Raw genomic sequence first — 13,038 nt, 5'->3', positions numbered from 1 at the left:
GCCCGAGACTGCGCTCAGATCGGCACGCCGGCCTTTTCCGCCTTCATTTCCTCGACCGCCCTGCGAGCGCTGTCCAGTTGCGGATCGAGATCGAGCGCCTTGCCGAAGGCCTCCATCGCGTGCGGCTGGTCGCCCATGCCGCGATAGATGAAACCGAGGCCCGCCAGCGCCCCGAAATGACGGGGTTGCAGTTTCAGTGCGTGATGGATGTCGGCGAGCGCCTCGTCGTAGTCCTCGGCGAGGAGATGCGCGGTCGCGCGCTTGCTCCAGCCTTCGGCATAGTCCGGCTTCAGCGTGACCACCTGATCCAGGAGGTCCAGCGCAAGCGGATAGTCCCCGCTGAGGATGGCCTGCTTCGCGCGATCGGCGAGGAGGTCCACCGTGTCGCTGCCGGATTCGTTGAAGCGACGCAGGATCTCCGCCTCGACGGCCTTCGCCGCCGGTCGTTCCGGGGTCGTCTTCAGTTGCTGAAACAGCGAGTCGAGGCTGGGCGGCGGGGCGGCCGCCGACGGCCCCGGATTATCGGCAAACGCCGGACACGCAAAAGCCACCGCACAAAGGACGGAAGCAAGAGAACACGCGGCGAGGGCACGCTTCAAATAGAACATGGCCGGAAGAATACGTCTTCCAGCCATGCGATGAAAGATGCATTGGGCGCCGGGGCGCCCTGACGCTCAGCCCTGGCGGGCCTTGTAGCGCTTCTGCGTCTTGTTGATGATGTAGACGCGACCCTTGCGGCGGACCAACTGGTTGTCGCGATGGCGGGCCTTGAGGGCCTTCAGCGAATTCTTGATCTTCATTGTAATTGTCCTGCGCGCGAGCGACCGCGCTCTAAACCTTGGGGCCGGACATAGAAAAGCGCGACAGGCTTGTCAATGCAGGAGCACGATATCACTGCCCCTGAGGGGCATTAAGAGTCATCACGCTCGCCGGCCGAGAACATCTTTCGACAACAGCAAGGGCGGCTGAAAGGCGTCAGCCTTCCTTCCGCCCCACATTGGCGGTCCCGCCGTGCTCTGTGGCCCCACCCGAGGCCACGGCTCCATCGGGCCGCTCGGAGCCCTTCTGCGGGCTCGTCTGTCCGGGCAACTGGTGCGCGGCGAGCGTCTTGCCGGCGGGCAACTCGATCGCATCGCCGTTAACGCCCTTATGGCCTGCGAGGCTGCGCTTTTCCTCGTCCGATCGTTCCGACATCTGCATCCTCAAAAATGAATTCGCTCCGGAGCGGTCGGCGCCGAAGCGCCCGCACCCGGAGCGAAGGTCAGAGCGGCGAGAGGGGCGCCCGCCTGGCAGGCGCCCGCGCTCATTCAGCCGCCACCGTTGCCACCAGCGGTACCGCCGCCGTTGCCGCCCGTGCCCGTGCCGGTGCCGGACTCACCAGTGGAGCCGGAGCCCTGGCCGCTGGCCGTGCCGGTCAGGCTGCTGTCGTTGTGCTCACCGGTCGTCGGCGAGCCGGTCGGGCAGTTCGTCGACGAAGCGGCGCAATCCTCGCTGCTCGTCGAGCCATTCGGATTGGACTGGGCGAAAGCGCCAACGGTGGTGCCGGCGAGAAGCGCGGCGGCGACGGTCGTGGCCTTCAGAAGACGCAGAGTCATGAGTCTCTCTCCTAGTTGGGTCGGTTCCCCGACATATCGGGATCTTTCACCCGTTATTCGTCAGCTCGATCGGCTCCCGGCTCCTTAGCCTTCGCACCGTCTTGCAGCACCCGGAAATAATCCGCGAGAAAGAGCAAGGTTCCGCGCAATTCCGGCTTGAGGTAAGTTTATCATTATGACGCGCTTTGCTGGGCCGCCGGTGACAACAATTAGGATGTGGAAGCTTACTCGATCCAGAAGTGGAACTTTTCGGAATGGTCGCGGTCGTTACGACCCCACCAGCCGACGCGCTCACCGCCAGGCACATAGCCACTATGGTCGAACGCTTCGATCTGGCTGGCGATGAAGGCCTCGGCCTCCGCCCGGCTGGCGCATTCCCGCAGCGACTCGGGCTCGCCGATGAGTTCGTTGTTTTCGTCGATCTCGGATTTCCAAACCTGAACGGTCATGCTGTCGTCCTCCTTGCCCTCGTCAACCGACGAGGGCGGCGATCGGTTTCGCTCGAATGCTGGCGGCCTTCGTCCCGGCCTGGGATCTCACCCCTCGCCGGGGGCGGGTGCGCCGCTCTCCAGTCGTCGCAGGACGATCGTCAGGAGCTTCATCCGCTCCCCGTCCGTCTCCGTCGGGCGGTCCACGATCAATCGCTCCTCCCGCCATTTGAACGGCAGGCCGGAACGCTCGATGCGGTCGGCGAGCGCCCGGTCGGTCCCGTTCACCCCGTGGAAGGTGATCGCCACCGCCTGCGGCCCCACCTCGGCCCGCTCGATGCCCAGCCGCAAGCATTGAGCCCGTAGCCGCGCGAGCTTCAGGGCCTGCGCCGCCGGGTCGGGCGCGTTGCCGAACCGGTCCTCGATTTCGTCCTCGAAGGCCGTGATTTCCTCCTCGCCGGTGAGGCGGGCGAGCCGTGCGTAAAGGTTCAGCCGAAGCTCAGGTTCGGCGACGTAATCCTCCGGCAGAAAGGCTTCCGCGCCGATGCGGAGTTCGGGAACGTAATCGGGCTCAGGCGCCTGGCCGCGCGCCTCGCGCAGCGCTCGGGAAAGCAGGTGCTGGTAGAGCCCGATGCCCGCGAGTTTCACGTGCCCGCTCTGCTCGTCGCCAAGGAGGTCGCCCGCCCCGCGCAGGTCCAGGTCGCGCGCGCTGATTGCAAAACCGGAACCGAGCCGGTCGAAGGCTTCCAGGGTGCGCAGCCGATCCTCCGTGGCTTCGCTGAGCCGGGCCTTCGGGTCGGTCAGGAGATAGGCGATGCCACGCAGCCGGCTCCGCCCCACCCGGCCCCGCATCTGGTGCAGCTGCGACAGCCCGAAGCGGTCGGCGCGCCAGATCAGGATCGTGTTGGCGCGCGGCACGTCCAGGCCGCTCTCTATGATGTTGGTGGCGAGGAGGACGTCACCGTCCCCTTCCGCGAAGCGGATCATCGCCTCGTCGATCTCTTCCGCCCCCATGCCGCCATGCGCCTGCAAGGTCGTGAGGTCCGGCACGAGCTCGGCGAGCCTGGCCGCCATGGGCGCGATGTCGCGGATCTGCGGGCAGACCAGGAAGCTCTGGCCGCCCCGCCGCTTTTCGCGGATCAGCGCCTGCCGCACCGTGACGGGATCGAAAGGCGCGCGAAAGGTGCGGATCGGTTGCCGGCGCGCCGGCGGCGTGGCGATGATGCTGAGATCCTGCAGCCCCACCAGGGCGCCCTGCAGCGTGCGGGGGATCGGCGTGGCGCTCATGCGCAGCACATGGACGCTGCGCCCCAGCGAGGCGAGCCTGGTCTTCACCGCCGTTCCCAGCCGCTGCTCCTCGTCGACTATCAGCAGGCCGAGCTCCTTGAAGCGGACGCCACGGCCAGCAAGCGCGTGGGTGCCGACGACCACCCGGATCGAGCCTTCCGCAAGCCCTTGCTTCACACGGCTCGCCTCTGAGGCCGAAACCAGCCGGGACAGATGCGCCACCTCGATGCCGAACCCGGCGAACCGGCGGCGGAAGCTTTCGTAATGCTGGCGCGCCAGCACCGTCGTGGGAGCGATCAGCGCCACCTGCATCCCGGCGAGGGCGGCCACGGCCGCGGCGCGAAGCGCGACTTCCGTCTTGCCGAAGCCCACATCGCCGCAGACCAGCCGGTTCATCGGCCGACCGGAGGCGAGATCCTCCATCACCGCCCGCGTGGCACTCGCCTGGTCGGCCGTCAGGGCATACGCAAAGCGCGAGATGAAGCGCTCGAAGCCGGCGCGCGGCGCGCGTAGCACCGGGGCCTTTGCCTGCTCGCGCTTGCTCGTGACCTTCGCCAGCCCCTGCGCCGCCTCGCCGATCTCGCCCATCAGCGTCTCGCGGCGATCGTTCCAGCTTTCCCCGTCGAGCCGATCGAGCGTGACGGTCTCCGCATCGGCGCCATAGCGCCAGAGCTTGCCCAGCTGCTCCAGCGGCACCATCAGACGCGCCTCGCCGGCATATTCCAGCGCCACCGTCTCCTGGCGCGCTCCGGCGCCTTCCACGAACTCCAGCCCGCGCAGAGCGCCCATGCCATGGTCCATATGAATGACCGCGTCGCCCAGGTGGAATTCGTCCCAGAGATCCAGGAGCTGGGCATAGCTCGTCGCCCCCTGCCCGCCGTTTTCGGCGCGGCTGCCCAGCACGTCCGCTGCCGTGATCAGCACGACATCGTCGGCGGGATCGACAAAGCCGTGCCCCACCTTCAGCACCATCGTCGCGACCGTGCCCGGCGGCAGAGCGAGAACTTCGGCCCAGCCGGAAGCGGCCACGGGCTCGGGAGCGGAGGCGTCCTCGCCGCCGTTCCGCGCCCGGGTCCGACGCACGAGGCCGGCAAGCCCCGCCTTGTCGGGCGCGGCAAGCACGATGCGGCGGCCCGCCTCCAATTCACGCGCCATGAAACTACGGAAGGCACGGGCCGCATCCAGCCGGGCGGCGAAGCGGGGCACGGCAACGGCATCGCCTGCCGCGTCGTCCGCACCGGCTTCCGCCTTGAACCGCTTGCTCAGCTTCTTCCATTCGTCCGGCGTGAGATAAAGCCGCTCGGGCGCGAAGCTCGGGCGCGGCGGCCGCCCGTCTTCGGCGGGTGCACGGAGATCGCCGCGGATGCGGTGCGCATCCTCGATCTGCTCCCAGGCGGCGGCCAGCCTGCTCTCCACCCCGTCCTGGACGATCAGCTGCGCGCCCCGACAATAATCCAGCAGCGTTTCCAGCCGATCGTAGAAGCCCGGCAACTCATGCTCGATGCCGGGGAAGTGCGCCGCCGGGCCGCCTTCCCGCCCGGAGAGGATCACCTCCGATGCCGGGAAGAAGGTGAGGGTCTCAAGATCGGCGATGCTGAGCTGCGTCACCGGGTCGAAGGAGCGGATTTCCTCGATACGCCCTTCCGCATGTTCCAGCCGGTACGGGATTTCACCGTCGGCCGGAAAGAGATCGATCGTGGCGCCGTGAAAAGCCGCCTCGCCCGGCTCGTCCACCCGTTCGTCCAGGAGGTAGCCGGCACGAAGCAGCGACTGCTCCAGAGCGTCCTCGGAGAAGGCTTCCCCAACGTTCAGGATGATCCGCGCTCCGGCCAGCGCCTTGCGGGGCGGCACGCGCTGGATGATCGCGTCGGGAGAGGTCAGGACGATCCGCCGGCGGACGGCGTCGGCCCCTTCGCCCTTGTTCTCGTGTCCCAGGCTCAGTCGGGTCAGTACGGCCATGCGCTCACCCATGGCGTGGCGCGAGGGCGAGGCCCGGTCGTAGGGCACGCAGTCCCAGGCGGGGAAGTGCAGGACATCGAGCGAGGGATCCAGCCCCGCAAGGATCCCGGCCAGCGCTTCGGCACGCCGCTCGCTTCGCGTCACGAAGATCGCATCGCCCTCGATCTCCCGGATTTCCGACCATAGACGGACGGCGAGCAGGCTGTCGGGCAGGTCACCGTTGCCGGAGGCCGCGGGTTCGATTTGGACCGCGGCGCCCTCACCGACTTCCGACATTTCGCGGGGGGTATTCTCCGAAATGCTCGCTTCGTCCATGCGCCTCGCCCATGAGCCTCTTTCCAAGGGGGACGGGCAACGTCGGCACTCGCGGCAGGTTCCAGCCGCACGAGACGCCGAAAAAGAGGGGCGGTCAGGCGATCGGCAGAGCGGGTCAGAACTGCCCGGGCCACCCATTCATCGGCCAAACGCGCTCGGGCCAAGGCCCGGATCGGACTGACGAATCACCGATACCGATACCTGCAACCGGCGCAACTGCCGAGATCCGAAAATGCCTGAAACGACACATTCGTTATGGACTACTTTGCTTACCTTTTTTCACACGAGATCTATTAACATCGGAAAGAAACGATTCCATCTACGGGACTTACAAATGTTAATATCAACTCAGGCGATCCATGATCGAGCCTTCAAGTTGTTTATACATTGATCGGTACGCTGTATCGGCAGGCTTACATCCGTTTAATCCGTTTAATCCGCTTACCTCCTTTGCCCTACGGGTCTGATCGCGATTTTCATTTACAACTGCTTTGATCGATTCAAATATCAAAAAGTTGGGGATATTACCGCGATTAGGGTTCCATCGACTGGCCGCCTCGCCTTCGGGTTGAGAGGGGGTAATAAATCGGTGGGGAGCATCGACGGTTTGCGCGGTTTGAGGGTGGGCCTTCCAAGCGACGCGGAGCCTCAGTTCTGCAGAAACGCCAAATGGCGCTGCAGCAAGGGAGATAGCTGGACACGGGAGACGACCATGCAGTCGAAAATTTTGCCGTCAAACGGTGACGGAACCTACACGTCCATACCTGTCTACGACGTTCCGCCCCAGGTTCTCGCGGGTGACCGCGAGGACAAGACCGATTATGGCCGGCGCTCGACGGATCTGCCGATCCCGACCGGACCGATGGTCCAGTCGATCCATATCGTGCTGATCCATCCGCGCATGCTGATCCGGGAATGCCTGGTTCGCACCCTCAATTCCTTCGGCCGCTATTTCCAGGTTTCGGCCTTCGCCAGCCTGGAGGAGTGGGAGGGTTCCGGCGTTGCGGAATCGCCCGACCTCGTGCTCTTCGTCATCGACGATGGCGATCACGCAGACTCCGGCTCCAAGTTCCTCGCGGCGCGGCTTTCCAAGCTCGCGGGAGGAAAGCCCTTCATCATCCTGTCGGACACGGACGGGGCCGATGAGGTCATCAGCGCGCTCCAGAGCGGTGCCCGCGGGTATCTTCCCACCAGCATTCCACTGGAAATCGCCATCGAGGCGATCAGGCTGGTCAATGCCGGCGGCATCTTCATCCCGGCCGAAAGCCTGATGCAATCGCGCGAGTCCGGGCGGCATTCCGGCCGGGCACTGGCGGCGGATCATGCCGGCTCGCTGCTGACCGAGCGGCAACGCGCGGTGCTGGCGGCGATCCGCAAGGGCCAGGCCAACAAGGTTATCGCCCGCGAACTCAACATGTGCGAAAGCACAGTCAAGGTTCACGTGCGCAACATCATGAAGAAGCTCAACGCCAAGAACCGCACTCACGCGGCTTTACTGGCGCATGACCTGCTTCTCGACAACTGAAGAGGCTTCGCCGGCTTTGCGCCGGCGAAGCCATGTCGGCGGAATGCGGAATACAGATGCTTCGCACGGTGGCGCTCCCGCCCAGGCAAGAGTGAAGGTCAGGGCGAAAGCGATCTCAGGCGAGCGTGAGAGCGTCGACTTTCGAGCCGAGCGTTTCCCGCGCCAGTTCCACGACGTGCTGGTGATGGGTGAAGAGAATCGGCTGGACCCGTCCCCCTATGTCGGCCAGCGCCTTCAGTCCGTGCGCGGTGCGGCGGTCGTCGAAGGTGGCAAAGAGATCGTCGCCGATGAAGGGGGCCGGCTCCGAACGCCCGGCGAAGTCTTCGAGATAGGCGAGCCGTAAGGCCAGATAGAGCTGGTCGCGCGTGCCTTCGCTCATGCCCGCGATCGGCACCGGCGAACCCGACAGACGCCGTCCGACGAGCCTCGGCAGATCGTTGTCGTCATATTCCTGGTTCAAGCCCTCATAGTCGCCACCGGTCAACTCGGAGAAAAGAGCGGCCGCACGCTTCATCATGGGATCCTGCTGACCTGCCCGGTGCTGCTCGATCGCCTTTCCGATCAGCTGGGCGCCCAGCTTCAGGACGAGCCATTCGCGCGCCGCGTCCGCCAGCTCGGCCTCGGCGCTCCGCTTCTGCTGCAGCGCCACCTCGGCGCCGACGCCAGCCTCAAGCGCGGTGCGACGGCGGATTTCGCGGTCGTGTTCGGCATAAGTCTCGTTGCCGCGACGCTCCAGGATCGCCTCTTCGTCGGAAAGGACAGCCAAAGCGGCTTCGGTCGCATCAGGGTCGAAGCCCGCCAGCTCCGCCCGGAGATCCTCTTCCGCGCGCCCGCCGGAGACATCCACCAGCTGGGCACGAAGATCGCCGAGCGCCTCGCGCAGCCTCTCCCTCCGCTCCAGCCCGTCCAGGACCCGGGCGACGTCGGCGCCGGAGGGCAGTTCCCGGCAGAGCCGCCCCACCTCCTGTTTTCCCTCGGCTAGGCTCTGCTCCGCTTCCTCGAAATCGACACGCGCCTGCGCCAGCCGGCTGGTGCCCTCCTCGCGTCGCACGGCCTCCTTCTGCGCGACTTCCAGCCGGGAAAGCATTGCCTTGACCGCACTGTCGGCGGAAAGATCCTTCAGATCCGGCGCAAGGGATGCCGCGAGGTCGCGGGCCTTAAGCTCAAAGGCTTCAATGTTCCGCTCCATGCCGCGCACCCGGCGCAGCCGGTTGTCGCGCTCGTCGCGCGTATCCGGCACCTTGTCCCAGGCCGCGAGGGCGGCGGCGGCCTGCTCCAGCGCCGCATCCGGTTCAAGCCCGATAGCGGCGACCGCCTTTTCCCAGCGTCCGCGCCACTCCGCCTGCCGCCCGACAGCCACGTCCCGCAAAGCGGCCGTGCGGGCGACCCGCGCCTCGGTGGAGCGGATCCGGGTTTCCAGGTCGCGTGCCCGGTCCCAGCTTTCCCCGATCTCCCCCAGCCGGCCCTCCAGGCGCGCGACCAGCAGACCGAGGTCCAGCCCCCCCATGTCGGACAAGCCGGTCTCGGCCGCCAGATTGCGAAGCGAAGGCTCGATACCCGCGAATTGCTCGTCGATGGCGGCAAGGTCCGAACGCTGCTCACGCAGCCGGGCTAGCCGCTCCAGGAGGTGATCCACGGCGGAGCGCCAGACCAGCATCTCGGCCGGCGTCAGCGGCACCACCCCGCAGCCGCTCCAGAGCCCGGCCCATGCCGACCGTTCCGTCTTCTCCTGGCCCCTCAAGCCCGCGAGCCGCGCTTCCGTCTGGGCGAGCGCGGCGCGATTGCGTGCCGCCGCCTGCACCTCGGCTCCGTGGTCGGCCACGCGCTTGGCGTCGCGCGCCTGCGCATCGGCCAGCCGATCCGCATCCTCGACCGCCCGCTCGAACGCTCGCAACGCTTCGAACCGGGCCGCCCCCTGCAGCCGTCCCTCCGCTTCGAAGAGGCTCGTCCTAAGCTCCGCCCATAGCGCATCGCGCGCAATCCGCGCCGCCGCTATCGCCTCGGCGGACGGTACGGGCCCAGCCTCCGCCAGCGCCAGTATCCGCGCCTCCGATCGCGCGAGACCGGAGGCAAGTTCCTCAAGGCCGGCCTGCTCCCGCCGGATCGCTTCCCCGATATTCGCCAGAGCCTCACGCGCACCCTCGATACTGCCGGCGTCCGGCAGGGCTGCCGGGTCGAGACAGCCAAGATCGACAATTCCCGGCTTCAACCGCTGTCCCGCCGCGAGGAGATCCCGCTCCTCGGCCTGAATGGCGGTCTTCAGCGCGACCCGTCTTTCAAGCCCCTTCAGCAAAGGAGCGAACGCGGCAAAGCGCACCTTCAGCGGTGCCGGGTCCACCAGTGCGCCCCGCTGCCGGCGCTCCCGCTGCAAATCCTCCAGCGTAGACTCTTCAGAGCCCAGCGCCTCCCCCTGTCGCGCGAGATCGCGGGCGACATCGCCGCCTTCTTCCAGAAGGCTGCGCACCAGAGCGAGAGCGGCATCGGACGGAATTCGTGCCTCGACCGGCGCGTCCGACGGGAGACCCAGCCGGACCGCGAGCGCGCGCAACGAGCGGTCATATTGTTCAGCTTCCGCCCGGATCCGGGGCAGGTCGCGCGCCGCGTCCGTATAGGTGCCGAATTTCTCGACGAGTTCCCCGAGCTCTGCCGCGTGCGCCAGCAGTCCGCCGTCGACCGCGACCGCATCGAGGTCGCGTGTCGCCCGGGTGCGCGCGATGTCGGCGTGTTCCAGGCGATCCTGGGCGACCTCCGCCGCTGCCAGCGCCCGGCGGAGCCGGGCGGCGAAGCCGTTTTCCACCTCCGGCAGGTCGCCGAAATCCTCCAGATCGCCAAGATGCGCGTCGATGCGGCCGAGAAGCGGCGCGATCGACTTCAGGCGCGAGAGCCGCGCCCGCTCCGCCGCCTTGGCGGCACGCTCGGCGCGTATCTTGTCCAGCTCGCCCGCCAGCGCCTCGATTCGGGCATTCAGCGCCTTCCAGTCGGAAGCCTTGAGCTCCAGCGCGCGGATCGTCTTGTGGGCGGTATCGAAGCGCTCGTAGGCCTGGTAGAAGCGCCGGTCCTTGGCCGCGCGCGGCGCGAAGATACCGGTCGCCTCCGCCTCCAGCGACTGCCGGACGTCTGTCAGGCCGCGCAGGCCGGAAGCCGCGGCAAAGAGACTGGCGCCGACATCCCCCTCGCTTTTCAGCATCTCCTCCGCCCCGGCGCGAAGGTCCTCCGCGTTCAGGCCGAAGGCGCGGCAGAAGACCGGCCGGGTCAGGCTGCCGAGGAAGGGCGAAAGCGCATCGTCTCCGATGGAGGCATCGGCGGCATCGATCAGCGTATTCTTGTTGCCCTTCCGGCGGCGAAAGGCCATGCGCCGCCCCTGCCGGTCGGCGATTTCAGCACCGATCCTGAGGTCCTTGCCCTCGTGCAGGAAATCGAAATCAGTCTGCCGCTCGAAGCCGAAGAGCAGATCCTTTATGGCCGCCAGAGCCGAGCTCTTGCCCGCCTCGTTCGGGCCGTAGACGACATGCAGGGAAGCGTCTTCGCGGAAATGGAGCGTGCGGCCGGTGAAGGGGCCGAAACGCTCCAGCTCAAGCCTGAGAAGCCGCACGGATCAGCAGCCCGCAGGTTGCGTGCGGCCAAGCACCAGGGCCGCGGCGTCCGCCAGCAGCGTATCGATCTCCTCGGGCAGCGGTCGCCCATCCTCCGCCATGCCGCCCGGCATGCGCGCGGTGATCGTCTCGATCAACTCCGCGGCCTCCTTGCGAAAACGCGGATCGGTGATCGCCTCCCTCAACGTCGCCGCGAGATCGATGGCCGACAGGCCGGGATCGGACCGGGCGCGCTCCGGTTCGCGGGTCTGGATCTTCACCCGTTCCAGCCAAATGTCGTCGTGACAGCGATGCGCCACGGCCTGCAATTCATCGGCGATGCGGCGCGGATCGGAGCGGAAGGCCGCGTCGAGATCGGTTGCGCCGGTGAGCCGGATGCGGAGCGCCACGAGCCTTCCCTCGGCCTCATCCGCCACGGGTCGGATCGCCTCTTCCACCGCGCCGAGAATCGAGGCTTCCCGCTCATGTCCTTCCACGGAGACGGCGAGATCGGCCCAGCGCGCGTGATCCAGGGCCAGCCGCCGCAAACCGGCAACGCGCCCGTCCGCGACATCGACCAGCACGGCGCCCTTGGGCCCGCATTCCCGCACGCTGCGCCCCTGCAGATTGCCGGGAAAGACGATCCAGGGATCGCGCGACAACTCCTCATATTCGTGCACGTGGCCGAGCGCCCAGTAATCGTAGCCCCGGGTCGCCAGATCCTGAACGCTGCAGGGCGAATAGTTCGCATGGTCCGGCCGCCCGTCGCAGGAGGTGTGGAGCACGCCGATATTGAACCAGCCCGGCACCGGATCGGGATAGGTGAGCGCGTAATTCTCGGTCACCGCCCGGTCGGGAAAGCTGCGGCCGTGCAGCGCCACCTTCAGATCGTCGAGGCGAAAGGTTTTGGGCTTGGTGGCGGGAAAGACGTAAACACTGTCCGGCAGCGAGATCGTCTTGGTCACGACGCTTTCCGCGTCATGGTTTCCCTTCAGCACGAAAAGCGGGATGCCCGCGCGATGCAGTTTCGCCACCTCGCGATTGAAGAACAGGCCGATAGACGTGTCCTTCCATTCGCCGTCGTAGACGTCGCCGGCGATCACCACGAACGAGACGCCCTCCTCGATGGCCCGCGCGACCAGACTGGAAAACGCATTCCGGCTCGCCGCCGCGAAACGCTCCGCCACCTCTCCGTCCTTGAGCGCGAGGCCGATAAAGGGGCTGCCGAGATGCAGGTCGGCAGCATGGAGGAAAGTGAATCTCATGGCGCGATCTTGCCGAGAGGCAGCACCCAGCGTCAAGAACTTTTCGTGAACAGAGACTGGTTCGGCCTCGGCGTTTCGTTGACACCCTGGATGTCCCGCTCTACCCAGGATCAACTCGGGATGATCCATGCGCTATCTCGCCTCTCTCAAGACTTTCCTGGAAACCGGAACACTCGGACCGCTGACGAGAGAGGCTAATCTGCTCCAGGTGGACGAACTCTTCGGTCCACCTCAGGAATGGACCTTTACGCCCGATGATATTCGGCCGCTTCATTGGATCTACAACGACCGCGAGTCCTATCTGAGCCTCAATATCATCTTCGAGCCGGTAGCGCCCTACCCGGTCAAATCCATCAGCTTCGAAGAAGGCGGATTCGAAGAGGCTTTCGAAACGTTCGGCTATCATCTTGCGGTCACGACAGATGGGTTCGATCGGGAACTCCGGCCTTCTGATTTTCTTCGAAGCGACCTTTGGAAGGACCGGGACGTCCGGATCTTCTTTTCAGGGCATGAGGATAGGCTGGTTATCGCTGTGACCTTTCGAACTGTTTCGAAAGCTCTGATGCTTGGCGAGACGAAGACGATCCGAAGGAGCTGCACATCTCCCGGCTCTACGAAGACCAGCAACTCAGCAAGTTGGATGAGAACGTAAAGGTGGAGAGGATCGTGCTCGAAATCTCCGGCCAGACCGAGTCCGGAAGCGAGTGGCCCTCGTATTCCAGGGAGCAATATCTTGGTTTTCTTGAGGATGCGGGCGGGCAGACCACGGCGTCGTCACCAAAGCCGAACTGAAAAAAACCATGCCCTGTTAAGACATTCCTGGAAACTGGCAACTTCGGCCCTTTGACCCCAAAGGCAAACCTGATGAAAGTTGCGGCCCTTCTCGGGCCACCAGATGGCTGGATCGACAGCGATGACCTGCATTTCCCGATGTACTGGACGTACACTGACCTGCCCCTGAGTTTTCATCCAGCGGCGACCTGAGTCCTGGCGTTTCTGACGTGCTCCCCGAGTTTGGACCGCCCGGCTGGAGGATTTCCGGGGGTGCTGCTCAGGCTGTCGCACCGTCTCCTGAGCGTTTCATCAGCTCGA

At 65.8% G+C, this 13,038-nt stretch carries 10 protein-coding genes; 2 read left to right on the top strand and 8 right to left on the bottom strand.

The genetic code is table 11. The annotated features are described in order from the left end of the window. Positions 1 to 14 precede the first annotated feature (14 nt). The 6 genes from BMY25_RS00050 to BMY25_RS00025 form a co-directional block, all read right to left on the bottom strand. Positions 15 to 551, bottom strand: a complete 537-nt coding sequence (locus BMY25_RS00050) for a tetratricopeptide repeat protein (RefSeq protein ID WP_177176631.1) — start codon at positions 549 to 551, stop codon at positions 15 to 17. A 123-nt stretch (positions 552 to 674) separates the two neighbouring features. Next, on the bottom strand, positions 675 to 800 hold the full coding sequence (gene ykgO, locus BMY25_RS00045) for a type B 50S ribosomal protein L36 (protein ID WP_092494555.1): 126 nt from the start codon (positions 798 to 800) through the stop codon (positions 675 to 677). A 175-nt stretch (positions 801 to 975) separates the two neighbouring features. Then, complete coding sequence (locus BMY25_RS00040) at positions 976 to 1,194, bottom strand: hypothetical protein (RefSeq protein ID WP_143061838.1); 219 nt, start codon at positions 1,192 to 1,194, stop codon at positions 976 to 978. Positions 1,195 to 1,307: 113 nt separating this feature from the next. Next, the gene (locus tag BMY25_RS00035; protein WP_092494553.1) at positions 1,308 to 1,595 is read right to left on the bottom strand and encodes a hypothetical protein; all 288 of its coding nucleotides are present in this window, start codon (positions 1,593 to 1,595) and stop codon (positions 1,308 to 1,310) included. 224 nt (positions 1,596 to 1,819) lie between these two features. After that, complete coding sequence (locus tag BMY25_RS00030; protein WP_092494552.1) at positions 1,820 to 2,044, bottom strand: hypothetical protein; 225 nt, start codon at positions 2,042 to 2,044, stop codon at positions 1,820 to 1,822. Between the two features lie 87 nt (positions 2,045 to 2,131). Further along, positions 2,132 to 5,584: a transcription-repair coupling factor gene (locus tag BMY25_RS00025; RefSeq protein ID WP_177176630.1), complete on the bottom strand. Its 3,453-nt coding sequence runs from the start codon at positions 5,582 to 5,584 to the stop codon at positions 2,132 to 2,134. A gap of 712 nt (positions 5,585 to 6,296) precedes the next feature. On the opposite strand from BMY25_RS00025, the gene BMY25_RS00020 reads away from it, so the two are divergent. Continuing rightward, the gene (locus BMY25_RS00020) at positions 6,297 to 7,109 is read left to right on the top strand and encodes a LuxR C-terminal-related transcriptional regulator (RefSeq protein ID WP_092494550.1); all 813 of its coding nucleotides are present in this window, start codon (positions 6,297 to 6,299) and stop codon (positions 7,107 to 7,109) included. A 115-nt stretch (positions 7,110 to 7,224) separates the two neighbouring features. Here the strand turns inward: BMY25_RS00020 and BMY25_RS00015 are convergent, their stop codons facing one another. Next, positions 7,225 to 10,701, bottom strand: coding sequence for an ATP-binding protein (locus tag BMY25_RS00015; RefSeq protein WP_092494549.1), 3,477 nt, complete (start codon positions 10,699 to 10,701; stop codon positions 7,225 to 7,227). Positions 10,702 to 10,704: 3 nt separating this feature from the next. Continuing rightward, complete coding sequence (locus tag BMY25_RS00010; protein WP_092494548.1) at positions 10,705 to 11,946, bottom strand: metallophosphoesterase family protein; 1,242 nt, start codon at positions 11,944 to 11,946, stop codon at positions 10,705 to 10,707. Positions 11,947 to 12,073: 127 nt separating this feature from the next. Between BMY25_RS00010 and BMY25_RS00005 the strand changes: the two genes are divergently transcribed. Further along, complete coding sequence (locus BMY25_RS00005; protein ID WP_092494547.1) at positions 12,074 to 12,598, top strand: hypothetical protein; 525 nt, start codon at positions 12,074 to 12,076, stop codon at positions 12,596 to 12,598. Positions 12,599 to 13,038 lie beyond the last annotated feature (440 nt).

It is taken from the genome of Faunimonas pinastri, assembly GCF_900110915.1.
Classification (GTDB): Bacteria; Pseudomonadota; Alphaproteobacteria; order Rhizobiales; family Afifellaceae; genus Faunimonas; species Faunimonas pinastri.
The sequence above is the reverse complement of the archived record's forward strand: the minus strand, read 5'-3'. Positions and strand labels throughout refer to the sequence as shown.